Annotated in this window: 19 protein-coding genes; 10 read left to right on the top strand and 9 right to left on the bottom strand. The window is 66.5% G+C overall.

The window, feature by feature from the left end:
* Positions 1-48: 48 nt before the first annotated feature.
* Genes mhpA through HGB39_RS33525 form a run of 5 tightly spaced genes read right to left on the bottom strand, consistent with a single transcriptional unit; the run spans position 49 to position 5,894 of the window.
* The gene (gene mhpA, locus HGB39_RS33545) at positions 49-1,590 is read right to left on the bottom strand and encodes a bifunctional 3-(3-hydroxy-phenyl)propionate/3-hydroxycinnamic acid hydroxylase MhpA (RefSeq protein WP_005567252.1); all 1,542 of its coding nucleotides are present in this window, start codon (positions 1,588-1,590) and stop codon (positions 49-51) included.
* Positions 1,587-1,943, bottom strand: coding sequence for a DoxX family protein (locus HGB39_RS33540; RefSeq protein ID WP_005567253.1), 357 nt, complete (start codon positions 1,941-1,943; stop codon positions 1,587-1,589). The genes mhpA and HGB39_RS33540 overlap by 4 nt, the downstream gene beginning before the upstream one ends.
* Positions 1,940-3,829, bottom strand: a complete 1,890-nt coding sequence (locus HGB39_RS33535; RefSeq protein ID WP_005567255.1) for an acyl-CoA synthetase — start codon at positions 3,827-3,829, stop codon at positions 1,940-1,942. Before HGB39_RS33535 ends, HGB39_RS33540 begins: the two co-directional genes overlap by 4 nt.
* Entirely contained in the window at positions 3,826-4,764 is a 939-nt protein-coding gene (locus tag HGB39_RS33530; RefSeq protein ID WP_005567257.1) for a fumarylacetoacetate hydrolase family protein, read from the bottom strand. Before HGB39_RS33530 ends, HGB39_RS33535 begins: the two co-directional genes overlap by 4 nt.
* Complete coding sequence (locus HGB39_RS33525) at positions 4,761-5,894, bottom strand: VOC family protein (RefSeq protein ID WP_005567259.1); 1,134 nt, start codon at positions 5,892-5,894, stop codon at positions 4,761-4,763. The genes HGB39_RS33530 and HGB39_RS33525 overlap by 4 nt, the downstream gene beginning before the upstream one ends.
* 293 nt (positions 5,895-6,187) lie before the next feature.
* Here HGB39_RS33525 and HGB39_RS33520 point away from each other — a divergent pair, with 293 nt between their 5' ends.
* Positions 6,188-6,775: a hypothetical protein gene (locus HGB39_RS33520; protein WP_005567262.1), complete on the top strand. Its 588-nt coding sequence runs from the start codon at positions 6,188-6,190 to the stop codon at positions 6,773-6,775.
* Between the two features lie 126 nt (positions 6,776-6,901).
* On the top strand, positions 6,902-7,564 hold the full coding sequence (locus tag HGB39_RS33515) for a TetR/AcrR family transcriptional regulator (RefSeq protein ID WP_005567264.1): 663 nt from the start codon (positions 6,902-6,904) through the stop codon (positions 7,562-7,564).
* Between the two features lie 176 nt (positions 7,565-7,740).
* Here the strand turns inward: HGB39_RS33515 and HGB39_RS33510 are convergent, their stop codons facing one another.
* On the bottom strand, positions 7,741-8,481 hold the full coding sequence (locus HGB39_RS33510; RefSeq protein ID WP_043790112.1) for an IclR family transcriptional regulator: 741 nt from the start codon (positions 8,479-8,481) through the stop codon (positions 7,741-7,743).
* A gap of 136 nt (positions 8,482-8,617) precedes the next feature.
* Here HGB39_RS33510 and HGB39_RS33505 point away from each other — a divergent pair, with 136 nt between their 5' ends.
* The 8 genes from HGB39_RS33505 to HGB39_RS33470 all read left to right on the top strand — a co-directional run bounded on the left by HGB39_RS33505 (position 8,618) and on the right by HGB39_RS33470 (position 16,540).
* A complete protein-coding gene (locus HGB39_RS33505) occupies positions 8,618-9,172 on the top strand; it encodes a 2,4'-dihydroxyacetophenone dioxygenase family protein (protein WP_005567270.1) in 555 nt (184 codons plus the stop codon).
* Positions 9,173-9,624: 452 nt separating this feature from the next.
* Positions 9,625-10,797, top strand: coding sequence for a CaiB/BaiF CoA transferase family protein (locus HGB39_RS33500; RefSeq protein WP_005567272.1), 1,173 nt, complete (start codon positions 9,625-9,627; stop codon positions 10,795-10,797).
* On the top strand, positions 10,781-11,329 hold the full coding sequence (locus HGB39_RS33495) for an FAS1-like dehydratase domain-containing protein (protein ID WP_043790113.1): 549 nt from the start codon (positions 10,781-10,783) through the stop codon (positions 11,327-11,329). The genes HGB39_RS33500 and HGB39_RS33495 overlap by 17 nt, the downstream gene beginning before the upstream one ends.
* A complete protein-coding gene (locus tag HGB39_RS33490; protein WP_005567276.1) occupies positions 11,330-11,740 on the top strand; it encodes a MaoC/PaaZ C-terminal domain-containing protein in 411 nt (136 codons plus the stop codon). It abuts the gene before it with no gap.
* Positions 11,737-13,545, top strand: coding sequence for an acyclic terpene utilization AtuA family protein (locus HGB39_RS33485; protein WP_005567278.1), 1,809 nt, complete (start codon positions 11,737-11,739; stop codon positions 13,543-13,545). Before HGB39_RS33490 ends, HGB39_RS33485 begins: the two co-directional genes overlap by 4 nt.
* Positions 13,542-14,705 carry an acyl-CoA dehydrogenase family protein gene (locus HGB39_RS33480; RefSeq protein WP_005567280.1) on the top strand — a complete coding sequence of 388 codons (1,164 nt, stop codon included), beginning with the start codon at positions 13,542-13,544 and terminating at the stop codon, positions 14,703-14,705. The genes HGB39_RS33485 and HGB39_RS33480 overlap by 4 nt, the downstream gene beginning before the upstream one ends.
* A gap of 233 nt (positions 14,706-14,938) precedes the next feature.
* Positions 14,939-15,466: a hypothetical protein gene (locus tag HGB39_RS33475; RefSeq protein ID WP_043789540.1), complete on the top strand. Its 528-nt coding sequence runs from the start codon at positions 14,939-14,941 to the stop codon at positions 15,464-15,466.
* Positions 15,467-15,784: 318 nt separating this feature from the next.
* Positions 15,785-16,540 carry an MBL fold metallo-hydrolase gene (locus tag HGB39_RS33470; RefSeq protein ID WP_064080059.1) on the top strand — a complete coding sequence of 252 codons (756 nt, stop codon included), beginning with the start codon at positions 15,785-15,787 and terminating at the stop codon, positions 16,538-16,540.
* A 35-nt stretch (positions 16,541-16,575) separates the two neighbouring features.
* Here HGB39_RS33470 and HGB39_RS33465 read toward each other — a convergent pair whose 3' ends face one another.
* From HGB39_RS33465 to HGB39_RS33455, 3 genes are all read right to left on the bottom strand, one after another.
* The gene (locus tag HGB39_RS33465; protein ID WP_005566112.1) at positions 16,576-19,842 is read right to left on the bottom strand and encodes a protein kinase domain-containing protein; all 3,267 of its coding nucleotides are present in this window, start codon (positions 19,840-19,842) and stop codon (positions 16,576-16,578) included.
* 305 nt (positions 19,843-20,147) lie between these two features.
* Positions 20,148-20,969, bottom strand: coding sequence for an alpha/beta fold hydrolase (locus HGB39_RS33460; protein ID WP_005566113.1), 822 nt, complete (start codon positions 20,967-20,969; stop codon positions 20,148-20,150).
* A complete protein-coding gene (locus HGB39_RS33455) occupies positions 20,966-21,415 on the bottom strand; it encodes a MaoC/PaaZ C-terminal domain-containing protein (protein WP_005566114.1) in 450 nt (149 codons plus the stop codon). Before HGB39_RS33455 ends, HGB39_RS33460 begins: the two co-directional genes overlap by 4 nt.
* Positions 21,416-21,424 lie beyond the last annotated feature (9 nt).

The following is a 21,424-nucleotide window of genomic DNA, read 5'->3' as shown; positions in this document are numbered from 1 at the left end:
GGTGCTCGGGACGAGCGAATATCGCGTGCTCGCGCCCGCGGGGGTGGGTCACTGGGTGAGGAACGTTGGCACGTGGTCGGTGTGGAAGCGGGGGAGGGTGGTGCAGACGGCAGACAGGTCGTTGCCGCTACTCAGGACGGTGCCGTCGGGCCGGATGACGGCGGCGCGGGCGCGGGCGCGGTGTAGCCAGTGGTGCAGATCGGTGCCGGGTCGAGCCAGCAGGACTGTGCCGCCGCGTTGTTCGATGTCGGTGCGTTGTGTCGGGGTCGGGGAGAGGGAGGTGACAACCGCGAACCGGCCTGCGACGACCTCGGCGAATCGGCGACCCTGGCCGAGGTCCGGATTCGGGATCAGGCGGCCCGCTCGGCTTCTGCGTAGTCGAGGTCGTTCTATCAGCGTGGAGCGGTGAAGGGCCGGGGTCTCGCCGTCCATGATCTTGTCGCCGAGGCCCGGGATACGGTGCAGCAGCGGTACGACGATGCGACGGATGAGGTTACCGAGTTCGCCGCCTTCGGTCATGGCCATCCCGACGAGCTTGGCGCGCCGGATCAGTGCGAGCGCGTGGGGTTTGCGTTCGATCTCGTAGGTGTCGAGTGCGCTTTCGGGTAGATCCCCGATGAGGACGCCGGCAAGTTTCCATGCGAGGTTCATCGCGTCGCGGATCCCAGCCCCCATCCCCTGTCCGATGAACGGCGGTGTGAGATGGGCGGCGTCGCCGAGAAGGAACACGCGCCGGTCGCGCCATCGGTCCGCGATCTGGGCTCGAAAGGTGTACTCGGCCACGCGGACAAGCGTCAGGTCGTCGACCGGTGTTTTCCGTGTCCACGGCGAGATGAGGGGTTGCAGTCGAGCCATGTCGCGATAGTCGTCGGCGGTCTCGCCGGGCTCGAGCCGGAACTCCCAGCGGTAGCGAGTGTTTCCGATCCGCATGTATGTTGCCGCGCGCAGGGGGTCGCACACCTGGTGGGCGCCCTCCCACTCGCCGAGGTCGGCGGTGGTCGCGACGTCGACAACCAGCCAGCGTTGGTCGAACTTCAGGTCCCGCATCGTTGCCTGAATCTGGTCTCTGACCAGACTGTTGGCGCCGTCGCAGCCGAGGACATATCTGGCCTGCACCGATTCCTGCATACCGGTGCTTCGGTCGGTGAAGTCGACGCGAACGCTGCCCGTCGTGTGGTCGGCCAGCCCGGTGACCGCTACGTTGCCGCGGAGAGAGACCCGGTTGTGCCGTTTCAGGTTGGCGCGCAGGATCTCCTCGAACTGCGGCTGGTCGAACATGTTGGCCTCGGGGTAGCCGTGTACGCCCGGGCCAGGGTCTCGGTGAAACTCGGTGAGAACGCGCATGTTCCGGTCGAGAAGCCGCAACCCGAGGCACGGCCGGGAGATCGTCGCGAACTCTTCGGCGATCCCGAGGTGCGCCACGATCCGGTGGATCTCACCGTCGAGGTGGACCGCCCGCGGCTGCGCATAGACGCCCTCCCAGCGCTCGAGTATCAGGCACTCGACACCGTACTGGGCCAGCAGCGTGGCGGCGGTCAGTCCGGTGGGCCCGGCACCGACGATGACGACCGGGACGACCCGTTCGCTCATCGGATCGATCCGAACAAGACTACGAGGTAGGCCACGATAGCTACGCCGACGACGATGGCGGGCGCCATCTCTCGCAATCCGTCACCGTTCCGTACGTGCGTCACGACGGCGCCCACCATCAGGAGCAGCAGCCCGATGCCGGCTGCGGCGCCGAGCGCCGGCACGAGTCCGCCGATCACGAGACCGACGGCACCGGCGACCTCGAGCGCACCGATACCCCGATACGTGCTGACGGGCATACCGACGTGGGCTGCTCGTTCCCGCATCGGCGAGGTCGCCGCTATCTTGCCGACGCCGAGCAGGAGGTAGAAGACTGCGAGGCAGAGTGCCAGAACTAGTGATGCGGTGGTCATGTGCGCACCGTGACCTTCCAATTGATCGCGTATCGGTCCAGGATCGCCTTGACCGTCGGTTCGCCGACAGATCCATCGATCTCGACAGTGGCGAGAATCGAACCGTCCTCGACGGACGCATGGATGCTGTCGATGCCTGCGACGGCGGCGAGGGCATGCTCGAGTTCGCGCCGTGTCGCGTCGGCGCGCAGTGCGAGCTTGTAGAGCTTGCCTACCGCCGTGACGGGCAACGCGGGGAGGATGGTGACCGCCTTGGGTGCCGCGGCCCGTTCGGGGACGCGCTCGCCCGCCCAGGCTTGTAGCTCGTGAGCGGTGATACCGGCGTCAGCGACAACGGTGACGTAGGCAACGGGCACTTCGCCGGCATGGGCATCGGGGCGTCCCACCGCGCTGACTGCGGTGACCTGCGGATGGGTCAGAAGAGCGTCTTCGATGACCGCTGGATCGATGTTGTGCCCGCCCCGGATGATAACGTCCTTCGCGCGTCCGACCAGGTAGATGAAGCCGTCGCTGTCGACGCGCGCCAGGTCGCCGGTGTCGAGCCAGCCGTCGACCAGTTTGCCCATGCCGTCGAGAACGGGTCCGTGTTCGTCGTGGCCGGAAACATAACCGGCGAACACCGTCGGACCGCTGATCGCCAGCACTCCGGTCGCTCCGGTGGGCAGGTCTTCCCAGGTGCCGTCTTCGCGGACGCGTACCACTTTGACCTGCTGATAGGGCATCCGTACCCCGACCGAGCCAGGACGTGGCGCGTCGGTGAAGCTGCGTGCAGTCGCGCAGGTTGCCTCCGTCAGTCCGTAGCCTTCGAGGAGGGGCACACTCGTGTGGTCCTGGAACTTTTCGATGAGCGCGGTCGGTAGAGGCGATGCTCCCACCATGGCGAATCGCAGACTACTGATGTCGGCATCGACCGGGCGCTGCGCGAGGGCCGCGTATACGGTGGGCACCGCGCTCATCGACGCGATGCGGTAGTGCTCGACGATCTTCCAGAATTCGCTGGACAAGTCCGGGTCGCGATAGCCGAGCGGGCCGGCCCACACCACACCCTGGCCCTTGAACAGCGGCGCCAGCAGCGTGACCATCAAGGCATTGACATGGAACAGCGGCAGGGCGGCGAAAACGACGGAGTCCGAGTCCCACGACGAGTTCGCGGCCAGCATCCAGGCATCGGCGACCTCGTTGTCGTGGGTGTGGGCGGCCAGCTTCGGAACACCGGTGGTACCACCGGTGTGAAACAGTGCGGCCACGTCGAACCCACGGGGGGGATCACCGACGAAGTCGGAGGAATCGATATCGGCCGCCAGCGCACTGAGATAGCCGATCCGCACTCCGTCGACCTCGGGCAGGTCCGCAGGAGCGCCGGCTGCGCCGGTGGGCCGCAAGACCAGCACGGCGTCCACCGTCCCGCTCACGGCAATCCGGTGCGCGGCCTCCCATGTCTCGGGCGCGAGTTCCGGTCCTGCCGCGACGAGTACCCGGGCACCTGAGCGGCGCAGCAATTCAGCGATGTGCTGCTGCGACTGCGCGGCGTTGATGGGAGCAGCGATGCCGGCAAGCTGTGCGGCGAGAGTCGCGGGGATCAACTCGGCGCAGTTGGGCGCCATCACGGCGACCGCGTCCCGGCGCCGTACGCCCAGACGATGGAGCAGGTTCGCGTAACGATGAACATCGTCGAGTAGTTCGGAGAAACTACGCTGCACCGGCTCCCGCCACCGTGCACCGTCCGGTAGGACGGTGAGCGCGAGGCGATCCGGCCACATGCGGGCCGCTCGGGTGAGCAACGCATAGGTGGACTCCGGAAGCCCCCGATCGCGCAGCGGCACGGCCTCGATCGTCGTCAGATCTGTGGGAACCGCGTAACGCGGCCACAGCAGGTCGGTGGTCATCGCGCGTACCTCACCACCGTGCGCTGGCGCCCCAAGTCGATGGTCCCGTCGTCCGTGAAGACGGTGGCTTCGATGAGGTCGCCGTCCTGCAGGTAGTTCGAGTTCTTGGCCTGGCCCGCGAAGAAGAGCTTCCATTTGACTGCCGGCGGCAGCAGGGCGGAGAGGATTGCGATCGGCTTCGGTGGCGCGCTCAGTGCCGTCCCGACCGGTGTTCCGGTCAGCAGTAAGTCCCCGGCATCGAGGCGTTGGAACCGGGTCAGCGCCTGCAGAGTCTCGGTCGGCTGGTAGATCATGTCGGCAACAGTCATGTTCTGGCGCGGCTCACCGTTGACCCAGAGCCGCAGGCGCAGGTCGGTGAACCGCTTCAGCTCGTCGCCGTCCAGCAGGACGAGGGCGGGGCCGACCGGGGTGAACGTCGGGTATGACTTGCCTTCGTAGAACTGCGTTTTCGGAAGCTGAATGTCGCGCGCGGAGATGTCGTTGGTGACGACCAGCCCGGCAACGTAATCGGCGAGAGTGTCTGCCGTGATCGCCGTCCCGACCGGGATGTCGCGGGCGAGGACGAGCCCGATCTCCACCTCGTAGTCCAGCAGTCGGACATGGGCAGGACGGATCACGTCGTCATTGGGGCCGCTGATCGACCCGGAGGACTTTCGAAAGAAGGTCAACGGAATGGTGTCGGGGTTCATCCCGGCGTCCTCGACGTGCGATGCGAAGTTCGTCATCTGTGCGACCACCCGGCAGGGGGCGGTGACCGGGGAGAGCAACGAGAGAGTCTCGACGGCCACGGTGCCCTCGCTGGACGCCGCTGCCTCGACGGCCGGCCGGTCGGCGAGCAGTTGGGCGGTGGTGGTGGCCTCGGTGTCTACCCGTGCGGCACCCGTGGGTGTGACGACCCACCAGGCGTCGACGGTGCGGAGGACGGAGATGGTCATGAGCTGGCAACTTTCAGAAGGCCGCGGAGGCGGTGGAGGTCGAATTCGTTGTCGGCGCGCAGCGCGTTGACAATGGCGCGCAATTCCTGGAGTGATTCCCGACCGGGGTTCAATCCGAGGAAGTCTTTGGTGGCGGGCGGCCCCCACTGGGCCAGTCCGGACGCGGTCATCGGTGCCCAGCCCGCGTCGAGTGTGCTGTCGAAAAGATCGCCGTCGCTGAAGTGCTCGACCATGAATCCGTCAGGGTCTCGCCAGTAGTCGAAGATTTGGCTGCCCTGAATGTGCCGGCCGATGCCCCAGGACCGGCGGTAGCCCCGGTCGAGCAGGTATTCGCCACCAGCGGCGAGGCAGTCGAGGTCGGCGACCTGATATGCCGAATGCACATAGCGGTTGGCCGGGCCGAGAACCATCGCGAGCGTGTGATGGTCGGTGGGCGTGGCGCCCCGGTCGCAGCGGATGAAGCTCATGATCGGGCCCCGGGCCCGTTGACCGGGGTAGTACAGGAAGTCGCTGACGATCAGTCCGAGGTGCTCGAGGTACCAGTTGAGTGTTTCGAGGTACGTCGTCGTCTGGAGCACGACGTGACCGAGCCGTTGCACGGTGGCCGGCGTGCGGGGTGGCCGCTGAGGGGCGTTCACCCGCTCGCGGTCGTGTCCGAAATTCAGTGGGAGCGGGGCCTGATCGGACAGCGCCGGCAACTCGAACGTGTCGGACACGACGCGGACTCCCAAAGCGCTGGGATCTGTGAGATCGACCGTGATCCCGCCCAGGCTCTCGGGGAGGGGCACGACCGCACCTCCGACCGCGTCCGCCAATCGCAGCACGTCGGTCGAGTCGGCTGCCCGGAAGGCTGGACCGACGAACCGCGACCGCGGGCCTCGGCGGATGAGCACGCAGGGCGAGCCGGGGTCTGTACCGCGCAACTGCAGTTCGTGTGCGGTGCGGAGCGCCGTCGTAAAACCGAAGGCATGGGCGAACGCCTCCGCCCGCTCGAGGTCGGGCTTCTCGAACTCCAGCCACGCGAGGTCATGCACCTTGATGATCGGCTCGGCGGCCCGCCCCCGGTGTTCGCCCGCCAGGGCGCCCTGCTCACTGTGCAGACCGGTATGCGGGTCATGGTGGACACTCATTGACCACTCCCTTCGATTTATGACGATATCGTCACTTACGACCATATCGTCAGTCAAGAGTATTTGAGGAATTCGTCAATATTGATGACGGGCGCTAGGGTGGGGCGAGGTCAGGCGGATCAGGAGATGAGCGCGCAGGCATGATCGAGCAGGTCGCCGAGCCACCGAAGCGCCTGGAACCGCGCACGGCGCGAACCACTTCCGGGCCGAGGAGGAGCTCTTTCACGCGGTAGTGGAGGAGGCCCTCGACCGCTACGGGCAGACGGTTTGTCGACGGGATACGAATGGCTGGAATGGGATCGGTGCAACGGTTGCTCGGACAAGACAGATTCCAACCGATTCGCGTGGTGACTGAAGTGACTGGCGGGGCCAGCGAGACGAATCGGGAAGAGATTCCCGTGGCGCATGTCGTCGCGCTCCTGCGGGAGCGTGTGTACGGCGCGATGACGTGTTTGGCGACGCTCGCCGTCCTCGTCCGCTATACGGCTCCCGAGACGAGCCCATGGGCGCGGGTCATGGATGTCGCGGTGGCAACCGGCGGGCTCTGGGCAGCGAGCCTGCTGGCCGACTGGGTAGCACACCTCGGCGCGCACCACCGTGCTCCGCGCGGACGGGCAGCGCTGCGGATGCTCCAGGCCTCCGGCCAGATCGTGGAGGCCGCGGTCTTGCCCCTGCTGGCATTGGTCGCAGCCGCCTTCGGACTACTGAGCACATCCACAGCGATGTGGATCGCGATGTGGATCCTCGTCGTCGAACTTGGCGTAATTGCTCTACTCGCCGTGCGAATGGCCCAATTACGTTGGTGGCAACAGCTGTTCACCGTCGCAGGTTTGGTCGGTGTGGGCGTTCTTGTGGTCGGGATCAAGATCCTCGGCCATTAGGCTGGACCGTCTGTGGCGGCTGCTCGCGGAGTGGAGTAACTGCCGGGTTTGAGGAATTCGTCAATAGTGATGACACGCGGGTAGTGTGGGGGAGGGTCAGACGGATCAGGAGAAGGGCACGCAGGCATGACCGAGCAGATCGCCGATGCACCGAACCGCCTGGAACGGCGCAAGGCGCGTACCCGCGCCGCACTCGTACGCGCAGCCCAGTCCTTCATGGCGGCAGGGAAGCTGACCGCCCCGATTCTCGAGATCACCCAGGCCGCAGATGTCGGAATGGGGTCGTTCTACAACCACTTTCAGACCAAGGAGGAGCTCTTCCATGCGGCAGTGGAGGAGGCCCTCGACCGCCACGGCGCGGTGCTCGACGAACTGACCGCAGATCTGGACGACCCTGCCCAGATCTTTGCGCAGAGCTTCCGTCTGACCGGACGCCTGCATCGCAGGAATCCCGAACTGAGCAAAGTACTGCTCCGCGACGGGCCGAGTCTGGTCAGCTCGGACAAAGGTCTGGCGCCGAGAGCTCGCCGAGACATCGAGGCAGCTGCCCGTGCGGGCCGGTTCACCGTGCGCGATCCCGAACTGGCCCTGACAATCACAGCGGGGGCCGCACTGTGTCTGGGTCAACTGCTGCACGACCACCCCGAACGTGACGACGCTGAGGACACCGACCACGTCACCGAGGACCTCTTGCGCATGTTCGGCCTCTCGGCCGACGAAGCCCACGAAATCTGCCGACGCCCCCTACCCGACGCCGACGATCAACCCCAAGGCGCAACCGCCACATAGCGTGTCCGCTTCGTCAGGATATGCGGACCGAACACGTCTCGAGATCCTCGACTGGCGCACGCCGGCACAGGTTTTCGCCGCCGATCCGGCGCCATGAACCGACGGTGCCGGCGACAAGCGCTCGAATCCGCTGCTCCGAGTTTCAAAGCGGGATGCTCGACTGGCTGTTGAGGCTTTCAGCGCAGTTTGAGCCCGTGTCGAGGGCCGAGGCTGGCAACGGCCTTCTTGAGCTTTTCGCCGATATCGTCGAGGCCCTCCGCTGCTGACGCGTCGACGGCCGCGCTGATCGCCGCAATCAGACTGCCGTCGGGTGCCAGCAGAGGTGTGGCCACGGCAAACGCGTCCGTGAGCGTGACTCCCCGGTTGAAGGCGAGTCGGCGGGACCGAATCTCGGGGAGTTCGGCGAGGAATTGTCGGACTTCGCCTGCCTGCTCGGGGGTGGCGAGGTCGAGGAGGCGGTACATCTCCTCGTCAGTGACGTTGGCGAGCACGGTTTTTCCGGCGGCGGTCGTATACAGCGGGCGACGGGCGTGGGTGCGCGCGACGAAAGTGAGGCTCGGTGATTCTTCACCCGCGAGGTCGGTGAAGACGATGGCGTCCCCGACGCGTACTGCGACGAGGACGGTGCAACCGAGGACCTCGCCCAGCTCGGCGACGAATTGGTGATCGAGTGAGAGCGCGGCCAGCTTGTTCGCGCGTGCGGCGAGGACGAACGGCCCCGGTCCGAGATGGAACCGGCGCTCCTCCTCGAGGAGATAGCCGCGGGCAAGCAGCCCGTTGGTCAGCTCCTGTACGGAGCTCTTCGCCGCGTCCAGGGCGGTTGTCAGTTCGGCCAACGTCACCCCGCGCGGGCTCAAAGACACGGTCTCGAGGATCTCGATCACGCGGTCGACTGTGCGATGCGGGCGAGCAGGCATGCGGGTGACCCTAGCAAACACCTCACACAGTCGGGCTCCACCTCTTGCGACGAGGCGTACGTCACAGTAGTCTTCACACACGATCCGGAAACCCGGTTCTACATCCGTAAATCCGTACGCATGAAGGAGTCGAACCATGACCGCACCAGTCTCGCCCGGGATGATCCGCACCAAGACCGGCGTCCCGCTGCCGTTGGTCGCTCAGCCGCAGGATGACCTCCTGACCGTCAACATCGATGAGATCCCGCTGCTCGAGGACGCGATGGGCCCGGGGATCCATATTCAGCCACTGCGCCTGGACCCCGAGAAGGGGCAGGTGGTGCTGATGGCCACCATGGCGCCCGGTTGCCTCCTGCCCGTCCACTACCACACCGGTACCGCCGAGGTGTGGACGTTCTCGGGCTGCTGGAAGTACGCCGAGTACCCGGATCAGCCGCAGGTCGCCGGCTCCTACCTCTACGAGCCCGGCGGCTCGGTCCACACGTTCTACTGCCCCGAGGACAACACCGAGGACACCGTCGTGCTGCTGTGGATGGAAGGCGCGCAAATCGGATTCAACCAGGACGGCACGTTGCATTCGATCAATGACGCGACCTCCATTCAGCACGTGACCGAGACGGTCGCGGTGGCTCAGGGCACCGGACCGGTCGGCTACATCCACGGCGGCTCCGCCGGCGTCATCAAATCCTGACATCTCCCTACCTCCACGGTTGCCGCCCGCGCGCGGCATCACACCCCGCGCAGGGCGGAGCCACCCGGGCCACCCGGGCCATCCCCCACGGCAGTTCGAGAAGGCCGAAAGACGGTGTCGTGCAGGTGAGCAGCTCCACGATCTTGTCGGGCGACACGTCGCGACACCGGCCGCGCTCACCTTGGCTGCCGCCGGCGCCCGGGGGATCAGCGGCCTCGGACATGGCCGTGCGGGTGCTGCTCGCCGCCAGATGTCTGGCCTGTGTGCAGTGCCGAGTAGGACCGCAACAGCGCATTTCATCGTCAGAAATCACGGAAACTTCTGCGCACCAGAGTTATTGGGCGCCACAGGGAAACAGGGAGGTGCTGCTCTGGTGACGACGCGCGCAGCGACGAGACCACCACTGCGGCGATGCCGCGGTCAACAACTCCTGATCGGAGAGGCAAACAATCATGTCCGCGTTTGACGGCATCCGGGTCCTCGAATTGGGCCAAATCTACAACGGTCCGTACTGCGGACTTCTGCTCGCACAGCTGGGCGCCGAGGTCATCAAGATCGAGCCACCCGGCGGCGAGCAATTGCGCTTCCGCTCACACCAGCCGGTCGAGTCCCACGAGTTCGTGATGCTCAACTCCAACAAGGTCAGTGTGGTGCTCGACCTGAAGACCGACACGGGTCGCCGCGCGCTGCTCGACCTGGTCGAGACCGCCGACGTGCTCATCGAGAACTTCGCGCCGGGCACCATCGAGCGGCTCCAGCTCGGCCCGGAACAACTCCTCGAGCACAATCCGCGTCTGATCGTGGCCCGCGGCAAAGGCTACGGGTCCACGGGCCCGTACGCACACATGTCGGCCATGGACATCACCGTGCAGGCGATGTCCGGCAGTGCCGCGGCCACCGGAATGCCCGACGGCCCACCGACCAAGGCGGGCGCCGCATTCGTGGACTTCTCCGGCGGCATCCACCTGTTCGGGGCGATCAGCGCGGCCCTGTTCCAGCGCGAGCGCACGGGGCGGGGGCAGCTCGTCGAGGTGTCGATGCACGACACCATCTACCCCATGCTGGCGTCCAGCCTCGGTGGCCTGCACAACAATCCCGACCGAAAGCTGCCCGAGCGCAACGGGAATCGGCACTCGGGCATGGCGCTCGCGCCGTACAACATCTACGAGACGAGCGACGGATGGCTGGCGATCATCTGCATCTCCGAACGGCACTGGCGCGGCGTCGCCACCGCACTGGGCCGGCCCGAACTGGTCGACGACCCCCGGTTCGCCGCGGAGAGCGACAGGGCCGCGAACATCGAGGCGGTCGACGACGAGGTGTCGTCGTGCACCAAGACCCGCACACGCGCCGAACTGGTGCGGGACCTGCAGGCCGCCGGTGTGCCGTGCGCGCCGGTCAAGTCGATCCGGGAGATCGACACGGACGAGCACCTGATCGAGCGCGGCATGATCCGGTACGTCGAGCACCCGGCGAGGGGTCGGGTGCCGGTACCGGGATGTCCACTCAGGCTCAGTGACTCGCCGGTAGGACCACTGCGCGCCGCCCCGCTGCTGGGGCAGTCGACAGAGGAGATCTTGGCGGAACTGTCCGGTGAGGAGCCCCAACATGTCCCCACTGCTTGAATCCGGCACTCCTCTGGCGGCGTACTACGCCCAGACGCGGTCGCGGACAGGAGAAGTTCTCGCGCGACGAAGCCTCGGCACGCTCGACGCGGTGACCATCGGCCGGTACGCGATGACCATCGGCGCAACCGATCCGAAACACTACGACCCGGCGCACGCACGCGCGGCCGGGTACGCCGATGTCGTGGCCCCACCGAACATGCTCGCCGCGATCGTGGAGTGGGGTCTCGGCACCCCCGAGGCCCGGCTCCAGCCCGACGGAACCCCGCACGACGGGGACATGCCCCTCGGTGACGGCGACCTCGGGCTGCGTGTGATGGGCGCCGGTGAAGAAATGGAGTTGGTCAACCCCGTGATCGCGGGCACGGAGCTGGTGCTCGAGACCACCCTCGAGGCGGTCACCCCCAAACAGACCCGGGCCGGCAGCTGCGTGTTCGTCACCACCATCAACACCTTCATGTCCGCCGAGGGTGCCGTCCTCAACCGGAACCGGCGCACCGTGGTACTGCGCAACCCCCTGCAGGAGTCCTGAATGTCCATCAGCTTCCAGACCGGAGACAGGCTGCCCCCGCTCGAGCACACGGGTACGCCCTTTCAGTTGTTCCGCTACAGCGCGGTCACCTGGAACCCGCACCGCATCCACTTCGACGAGTCCTATGCACGCGCGGAGGGCCATGACGGTGTCGTGCTGCACTCCCACCTCCGGGCGGCGCTCGCCCTGCGTTGCGTCACCGAGGGCCTCGGCCACGGGTGGCACGTCGCGAAGGTCGCCTACCGCCTGCGCAGGCCCGTCTACGCACCGGCGGACCTGACCTACACCGCCCGGGTGACGGCGGCCGAAAACGACAACTTGACCCTCGAGCTCATCGAGCAGCACCCCTCCGGTGAGGTGGGCTTCGAGGGGACGGCGTGGGTCAACAAGACAACAGGAGCAACAACATGACATCAGCAGCGGGACAACGTCCGATCCACGTCGGGAATTGCTCCGGCTTCTACGGTGACCGCGCGTCGGCGATGGCCGACATGGCCCGAGCCGGCGGCATCGACGTCCTCACCGGTGACTACCTCGCGGAGGTCACGATGCTGATCCTCGGCAAGGCGCGCGCCAAGGACAGCACCAAGGGCTATGCGACCACCTTCCTGCAACACTTGGACGCAGCACTGGATCACCTCGTCGCGAACGGGATCCGGCTCGTCGTGAACGCCGGTGGCCTCAACCCCGCCGGGCTGGCCGACGCAACCCGAGCCCTGATCGCCGGCCGCGGTTACGACCTGCAGGTCTCTCACATCGCAGGCGACGACATCTTCGGCAGCGTCGGCGAGCTGCAGCAGGCCGGCCATTCGCTGCCACACCTGACCACCGGCGAGCCGCTGTCGTCCTGGCCGCACCGCCCACTGACGGCGAACGCGTATCTCGGCGGATTCGGCATTGCCCGCGCCCTGGCCCGCGGCGCCGACATCGTCATCACCGGCCGCGTCGCCGACGCCGCGTTGGTCGTCGGTCCCGCCGCCTGGTGGTGGAATTGGGCCCCCGACGACTACGACGCGCTCGCCGGCGCCGTCGCGGCCGGACACGTCATCGAATGCGGGCCCCAGGCGACCGGCGGCAACTTCTCCGGATTTCGCACCATCGCCGACCTCGTGCAACCGGGATTCCCGATCGCCGAAATCGACGCCGACGGCTCCTCGGTGATCACCAAGAACCCGGGCACCGGCGGCGCCGTCACCCGTGACACCGTCACAGCCCAACTGCTTTACGAGATCGGCGAACCCGCCTACCTCAACCCCGACGTGATCGCCCAGTTGGACACCGCCGATCTCACCGGCCTCGGCGACGACCGCGTCCGGATCCGCGGCGTGCGGGGCTCGGCGCCACCGGCGACGACCAAGGTCGCGATCACCGGGGTGGGGGGCTGGGAGAACAGCATGATCCTCGCGCTCACCGGCACCGACCTCGACGCGAAGGCGGCCCTCGTCGAGCGATTCGTTCACCGCGAGATCGAGGCCACGGACGGGCTCGACGCGGTCGCGATCACCCGGATCGGTCAGGCTCGGCACGATCCCGACAGTCAGAATGCGGGCACCGCGCTGCTCCGGATCGCAGTGCAGGGGACCAAGGAGGCCGCCGGGCGCACCTTTTCGTCGCGGATGGTGGAGCTGGCCCTGTCCAGCTACCCAGGGTTGTACACCCTCGGCCCTCCCCAACCGGGGTCCGCGTTCGGTGTCTACTGGCCCGCACTGCTCGACCAGCGAATGCTCGACCATATGGTCCACCACCATGACGGCACCACCGAGATCATCGCACCCGGCACTCCACACGAGGTGGGCGTCGAGGTGAACCCGCCGGTCGAGCTCACCCCTGCGCCGTCGGTGCGAACGCCCTCGACCGACGAACCACTCGTCATCGCCTCACTCGGTGACATCGTGCACGCCCGCTCCGGCGACAAGGGCGGCGACGCGAATCTCGGCGTCTGGGTACGCGACCGGGACGCATGGGAGTGGCTCGAGTCGACCCTCACCGTGGACGAACTCCGACGCCTTCTCCCCGAAACACGCGAATTGGCCATCTCGCGTTATGAACTGCCCAAGCTCGGTGCGGTCAACTTCCTCGTCCGGGGGATGCTCGGGAGCGGTGCCACCTCGACACTGCGGCTCGACTCCCAAGCAAAGGCACTCGGCGAGTGGCTGCGCGCCCGCAACACCAAGGTGCCGCGATCTCTGTTCAACACGTCAGGAGCGCACTGGTGAGCGATCCTGACGAGAGCAACGTCGACGTCGTCCGCAAGGCAACCCGAGAGCTGGCTCACAAGTTCGGCTACGACTACTGGCGAGCGAAAGACAAACTGGCCCAGTACCCGTGGGAGTTCCTCACAGCGTTTGCCGAGGGCGGATGGCTCGGCGCGCTCATCCCCGAGGAGTACGGCGGCCTCGGGTTGGGCCTCGCCGAGTGCGGCGTGATGATGCAGGAGATCGCCGCATCGGGTGCCGGCGCGAGTGGCGCCTCGGCGGTCCACTTCTACCTGTTCCCACCCGCACCGATCATCCGCCACGGCTCGGAGGAGATGAAGCAGGAGTTCCTGCCCAAGCTCGCCCGGGGCGAGATTCTCATGGCGTTCGGCGTCACCGAGCCCACCGCCGGCGTGGACACCTCGCGCATCACAACCAAGGCCGAGAAGGTCGCCGGCGGCTGGGTGGTCAACGGCCAGAAGGTCTGGATCACCAACGCACAGAACGCCCACAAGATCCTGCTGCTGGCGCGCACGTCTGCCCGCAACGAGGAAAGACCGCTGGACGGGATGACGCTCTTCTTCACCGACCTCGACCGGAACCGGATCACGGTCCGCGAGATCGAGAAGCTGGGCCGGTCGGCGATCGACTCCAACGAACTCTTCATCGAGAACCTCGAGGTCCGCGACGACGAAGTCGTCGGTGAGGCAGGTAGGGGCTTCAGCTACCTGATCGACGGGCTGAACTCCGAGCGCATCGTGGTGGGACTGGAAGGGGTCGGTATCGGGCAGGCAGCACTGGAGCTGGCGACGAAATACGCCAACGAGCGTGTGGTCTTCGACCGGCCCATCGGCCAGAACCAGGCGGTCGCCCACCCGCTCGCGGATTCCTGGATCCGGCTGGAATCGGCTCGGCTGATGGCGATGCACGCCGCCGAGCTCTACGACAACCACCAGGACTGCGGCAAGGAGGCCGCCGCGACCAAGTATCTGGGCGCCGAGGCCGGCTTCGACGTCTGCGACCGGGCCATGTCCACGCACGGCGGCTACGCCTACGCGAAGGAATACCACGTGGAGCGGCTGTGGCGGGAGGCGCGCCTGCTCCGCAACGCACCGTTCTCTCAGGAGATGGTCCTCAACTACATCTCCGCGCAGGCGCTGAAGCTTCCCCGCGCATACTGACTGGCCGACCGTCGCGGGCGAGAACGACACGGGCATACGCATCGAGCACTGTCTTGTCTGCAGACCCGACACCCTGTACGACCGCGAGAAGGCATTCGAACACCTACTTACTCCCGCAAACCGCATGCGATGAATGCCGCCATTCGCTCCTTTCGGACACACACAAGCATGACGAAGAGGACAGCCTGCTCGAGTCGAATGACTCGTGGTGGAAGCAACATAGGAGGGAAGCAGTGTCGAATTCTCTAGTGCAAGGTGAGGTGCTGATGCCCGATCATCGCCACTTCAGCAGTCATTTGGCGCTCGTGATCGACGAGGATCGGGATCACCTCAAATCGATGAAACATACGTTCTCCGCTTGCGCACCGGAGAACAAGGTCTTCCTGGTCGACGCGTCTGAGGGGCGCGCGATCATCGCATCCATCGACGAAATCCTCTCACTGTATCGCGGGCCAGGAATGGTCGTGGTTCTCCTTCGCGCGGACCCTGCCAGCTGGACTACGGCCGCGGTCCTGGCAGGGATGCGGCACCAAACAAGCTTCGAACGAGTCGATGTCGTTGTGATGGCAGCGGGAACGCCAGACACACTCCCCGTGCGGATCACCGACCTTCTCGGATTGCGGATGGTGCCACCTGGCAGTCATTCGTGCGGCGTGGTTGCCAGGTTCCTCGAAGCCCGCTTGAACGATTCTGCGGGCACTGAACGCGTGCGCACGCGAGCTATCGACCACACGCGCCGACAATCCGCGGACGAAACCTGAACCGTCCTGGATGAGGTGGAGGCTGCTGACCCAAAAGGGCGAATGCTGGTATGCCTGCACCGAAGAAGTACGACGCAGAACAGCGCAGATCGCCAACCCACACGCCTCACCACTGACCAGATCATCGACCGGATCGAAGACGAAGCCGACGTCAACCACGCACGCACACTTCCCGCTGGACAACGCAAACGGAGGAGATACATGAGGATCGGATCAGAGGACGCTCGTCGACAACGCGCTGGGCTGCAGCGAGATGTTGAGCCCGCAGGTCACAGCGAACACGCGAAACGCCTTCGGCATCCCGACAGTGGTCACGCGATGAAGCCCGCCGAAATCGCCGACGGCGTGTTCTTCGTGCACTCCGAGATGGTCAACTGGGTGCTGCTCACCGAAGGCGACGCAGTGACCGTGATCGACACCGGCTACCCGGGACAGCGTGGCGACGTCGAGGAATCGATCCGGGCTATCGGACGGGACCCTCACGGCATCGAGGCCGTGCTCATCACCCACGCACATGTCGACCACATCGGAAGCGCACAGTATCTCGCCGAGACCTACGGGGCGCCGGTACTGGTACACCCCGCCGAGGCAGCTCACGCCCGGCGTGAATGCCACGAGGTCGCGACCCCCTGGGACGTGCTCAGCAACACCTGGCGCCCCGGAGTCCTGACCTGGGCGATCACACTGATGCGCCTGGGTGGCACCGCCAAGTACGGAATCGACTCCCCAACCCCGATGCCCGTAAACGGTGCCCTGCCCTGCCCGGGTGCCCCCGTTCCTGTTCTCGTGCCCGGTCATACCTCCGGACACACCGTTTATCACCTTCCCGATCACGGTGTGGTGATCTCCGGGGACGCCCTGATCACCGGGCACCCGACCTCACCCATCTCCGGTCCCCAGCTGCTGCCGCAGTGGCTCAACCACTACTACGGCACGGCCGCCGAGTCACTGGACATCATCGGAGAGCTCGACGCCGACATCCTTCTGCCCGGCCACGGTCCGATCCATCGCGGCTCCGTCGCCGAAGCGGCCGCGACCGCGACCGCGCGTGAGCGTGCCGGCCTCGCCCTGTGAAGATCGGGGCTCACACGTGGATCTGCGTGCCGCCTCTACTGACGTTTCCGCTCCACGACCCAGGCCGCGACCTGGGTCCGGGAGGTGAAACCCAGTTTGGCCAGGATGTGCTCCACATGTCCTTGTGCGGTGCGCGGTGAGATCACCAGTCGGTCGGCGATGGCCTGATTGGTCAGGCCTTCGGCGATCAGGCCGGCGACTTGGTGTTCCCTCTTGGTCAGTCGCACCGACGAATCTGTGTCGGGCGTGGAGGAGCCGGCCGGCTGCTCACGGAGGGCGTAGGCGATCGCTGCATCGAAACCGAGACTTCGGCCCTTGCTGTGGGCCGACGCAAAAACTCTGTCTCCGAGTTCCTTCCGGGCCTCCTGGTCGCAGTCCTGATGATAGACAAGCAAATTGGTATGTATGACCACAGCACTGCCCACCGATCGCGCCAGCCCGTCCGCGGCTCCCATCAGCGTTGCGGCCCGTAGTGCGTCGCCCTGTTGGCAGGTGATCCAGGCCAGCGCCTCGAGGCAGGCTGTGGCGACGCGGGGGGTGTGCACTTGCCGGGTCAGTTCGAGCGATTGTTCGAGGAGTCGGACCGCGCGATCGGTATCGCCCTGTCGCCACACGTCGATGCCCATGGCCCACAGAGAGTGCGCCCGGTACATCTTCTCGCCGTATCGTTCCGTTATCGCGAGGGCACGTTCGTGGCATTCGATCGCCCGGTCCGTCTGGCCGGACAGTCCGTAGGCCGTTCCCAACGGGTACAGGAGGCTGGTTTCGAGTGTGCGATCTCTCTGTTTACTGAACTCGGCGAGAGCGGATTCGAGGTGGGAGCATGCTCGGGCGAGATCGCCGCTGTAGAGGGCCAGCATGCCGTCGGCGCAGTCGCTGTACGCCCGCAGCACGGGTTCGCTCGTGTGCGCGGTGAGAGTCCGGGCCTTTGCGACGAGCGCCGCCCCTTTCTCGAGGTCTCCCTGGCTATTGGCCATCACGCTGTCGAAGCAGAGCGCCGTGACCCGGTCGAGGGGTGTTGCGCCGCTGTGGCGGTCGAGGAGTTGGTCGAGCCAGCGCCGGCCCTCGTTGTAGAGGCCTTGGGAGCTCCAGAACCAGTACAGTGCGGCGGCGGTGCGCAGGCCGGCGGCGGGATCGTCGTCGATGCCGAATTCGAGGGCCTCCCGCAGATTCGCGTGTTCCCGTTTCAGCCGGGCGATCCAGTCGAGTTGGCGGGCACTGATCCACTCGGCCTCCGCGGCGAGCGCCAACGCCTCGTACCAGTCCCGGTGCCGTCGACGCAACGCCACAGCTTCACCGGTCTGCTCGAGTTTCTCGTAGCCGTATTCGCGGAGGGTTTCGAGCATCCGGAACCGCACTACCGACCCGTGCTCCTCGCGGATCAGGATCGACTTCTCCACCAAGGACGTCAGCGTGTCGAGCAACTCGTCCGGGCCAAGGCCCTCGCCGCACACCCGCTCGGCGGCATCGAGTTCGAAGCTTCCCGCGAAGACCGCCACGCGACACCACACCAATTGCTCTTCAGCGGTGCACAACTCGAAACTCCAGTCGATGCACAACCGCAGCGTCTGTTGCCGTGTCGGCGCACCCCGGCTGCCGCGGGTCAGCAGAGTGTAGCGGTCGGTCAGGCGCCCGAGGATCTGCTCGGGTGACATCGCCCGCAACCGGGCCGCCGCCAGTTCGATCGGTAGCGGCAGTCCGTCGAGTTGGTGGCAGATTCCCGCCACGGTCGCCGCGTTTTCCTCGGTGAGCGCGAATCCGGGAACCGCGGCAGCGGCGCGTTCGGCGAACAACGTCACCGCATCGTATTTGGGCAACCCCCGCAGCGAGGGCCGCCGCTCGGGATCGGGGACGGTCAGCGGGGGGACCCGCAGCACCGCCTCACCGCCGATGACCAGGGGCTCACGGCTGGTGGCCAGCATCCGCAGGCCCGGGCACACCCGTAGCAGGGTCTCGGCCAGTTCCGCCACGGCATCCACCATGTGCTCGCAATTGTCGAGGACTAACAGGACCTCTCGCGGTGCGAGGAACTCGATCAGGACCTCCCGCACCGGCCGCGCCGAGTGATTCCGCACCCCGACGGCGGCGGCCACCACCTCAACCAGTGACGACTCGTCGCGCAGTTCGCCCAACTCGACCAGTCGTACCCCGTCGGCATACTCGCGCTGCACAGCCGACGCCACCCGCATCGCCAGCCGCGTCTTACCGACACCCCCGATCCCCGTCAACGTCACCAGCCTCGACCCGGCCAACAGATTCTTCGCCTCGGTCAACTCGTGCCGGCGGCCGACGAAACTCGTCAGCTCCAGGGGAAGACGTCCCGTCGCGCCCAGCGTGGAGGAAGGCTGCGGCAATCGCCCGCCACGCGAGGTCGGTTGCCGTCGGTTTCCCTGCGCATCGGCATCCGCACGAAGTGCCATCTCGTCGACCCGGAAGCCGTGGTCGCGTTGCAGCCCTCGCAACGCGTCTCCGAAGTCGGCGGCGGTGGCCGGCCGCTGACCGGGCTCGCGGGACATCGCCCGGGCGATCACCGCGGACACATCCTCGGGAATCCCGTGCTCACGCAGATCCGGCACCGCCTGCGTGGTGATCCGCAAAAACTGCGCAACCACCTGCTCACCGCTGCGACGTTCGAACGCGGCATGACCGGTCAGCGCACTGAACAGGGTCGCACCGAGGCCGTAGATGTCGGCGGCCGGACTCGGTGGTTCACCGCCCAGCACCTCCGGCGCGGTATACGCCGGGGAGCCGGTCACCGCACCGGTCGCCGTCTCGAAGCCGCCGGTGACATGCGCGATACCGAAATCGGTCAGTTCCGGCTCGCCGTAGTCGGTGAGCAGGATGTTCGCCGGTTTGACGTCGCGATGCAGGATGCCGAGCCGGTGTGCCGTCTCCACCGCGCCCGCCATCTTCACCCCCAGCCGCAGCGCCTCGCCCACCGGCAGCGGACCGTGGCGGCGGATCCGCACGTCGAGGGAATCCTGCGGGTGGTACGGCATGACGATGTAGGGACGGCCGCTGTCGGTGGCGCCGACCTGCAGAATGTTGACGATGTTCGGATGCCCGGTCAGCCGGCCCATCGCCCGCTGCTCCCGGAAGAACCGGGCCCGGTTCTCCTCGTCGAGTTCGACGGTGAGCACCTTCACCGCGACCGTACGATCCAGCTCCGCCTGGGTGCAGCGGTAGACCACGCCGAACCCGCCGCGTCCGATCTCCTGGACATCGCCGAAACCAGCTCCACCGAGTTCGGCTGCCGGGGGCGGCGGGTACCGCTGAGTGTCGAGCGGATCAGCTTCACCCATCGGACGGTCTACTCACCCCGTCGGCTCATGGTTTCGCGCACTGGTCCCGACGGCACGACCAGCGCAAATGCAACCGTGGACTCACCTCTCGATGGCGTCCTCTCAAGGATATCGCCGACACTCCGGGCACACGGAATAGCTGCACTTCGCCGCCATCGCCTGGCGACCATCGGTGTGGCCTGGTCGACGCCATTCAGTCCAACGGTTCAGAGTTCGCTGACGCAGAGAGGATCCAGGCGAGTCGCTACGTTTTCGCGCGGTCGGTCCAAGGTGGCGCCCCTCTCATGGCCGGCGTCACATCACTCCTAGGGGGCCCTCCGTAGGAAATCCTCGATGACGGGGCCGAGCGTGGCGGCGTTGGTGAGGAGGTCGACGTGGCCGCCGGGGTGGGAGACGAGGGTGGCGTTCGGCAGCAGCCGAGCCATGATGTGCGCATTGATGATCGGGATGATCGGGTCGTCGGTGCCGGCGACGATGAGGGTGGGTTGACGGATTGCCGGGAGGGCGAACAGGCTCGACCACACCGCCCCGGCGAGCAGCTGGTGCAGGTAGCCGCGGCGGGATCCGGCGGCGAGTTGGTGGCTGACGAGCTGGGTGACGGCGGCGTTACCGAAGTCGGCGCTGCCGCCGTAGATCGTCGCGGCGATGGAGGCCAGGTAGTCGCGGTCGACGAATCGGCGCGGGGTGAGCATCTTCGCGAGGACAGCGGGCCGGGCGGGTACCATCAGGGCGCCGGTTGCGGTGGCGGCCAAGACCAATCGTCGACACCGGCGCGGGTTCTGGAAGGCGAACTGCTGGGCCAGGCCCCCGCCCCATGAGTACCCCAGCAGGTCGACCCGGCCGTAGCCGAGTGTGTCGAGCATTCGGCCGGTCACCCATGCAAGGTACGGGATCCCATAGGGCGCAGGAGAAGTCGGTGACGCCCCGGTGCCTGGGGCGTCGAACCGGATCACGGTACGGCGTGCGCCGAGATGTGCGACCAGCGGGTCGAGTACCTCGAGGCTGGCGCCGATCCCGTTGCACAGCACCAGCGGCACGCCGGTGCCGTGCCGGATGCGTACACGCAGGTGCTGGCCACCGGTGCGCACCATCCGGGACTCGACCGACCGGTCCGGCGCGCGGTTCATCGGTATATGACCACTGGTTCGGCGACGCAAAGGGGCCGCACTGCGTCCTCGGACTCGAAGGTGACGCCGAAAACGGCCTCGAGCCCGGCCTCGAATCGCTGCACGGCGAGCTTCCGGCCGGTGCAGCGGACCTTCGTCCCCACGCGGGCGGGTGTGGGGAAGCGAACCTCGTTGAGTCCGTATTCGACGGCCTCCGGTGGACTGTCGATGGTGAGCAGGTCGCCAAGGGGCCGCGGGAGGAGTGAGAGGGTGAGATAGCCGGAGGCGACCACATTCTCGAATGCGGCGGCGGTGCGCGGCGGGGGGAACGGGATCGACCGGTAATCGCCGGTGGCGTCGGCGAACAGGTTCACCCGCTCGTCGGTGATCTGGCACCAGTCGGTGGTACCGAGCTGCTCGCCGACGAGATCAAGCAGCTCGGCCGGGCGCGTCAGGTATGTGGTCATGGTGTCCTT

It is taken from the genome of Rhodococcus opacus (assembly GCF_012396235.1).
In the GTDB taxonomy this organism is placed as follows: Bacteria; Actinomycetota; Actinomycetes; order Mycobacteriales; family Mycobacteriaceae; genus Rhodococcus_F; species Rhodococcus_F opacus.
Note: the sequence above shows the minus strand (reverse complement) of the source record. Positions and strands in the feature narration are given on the sequence as shown.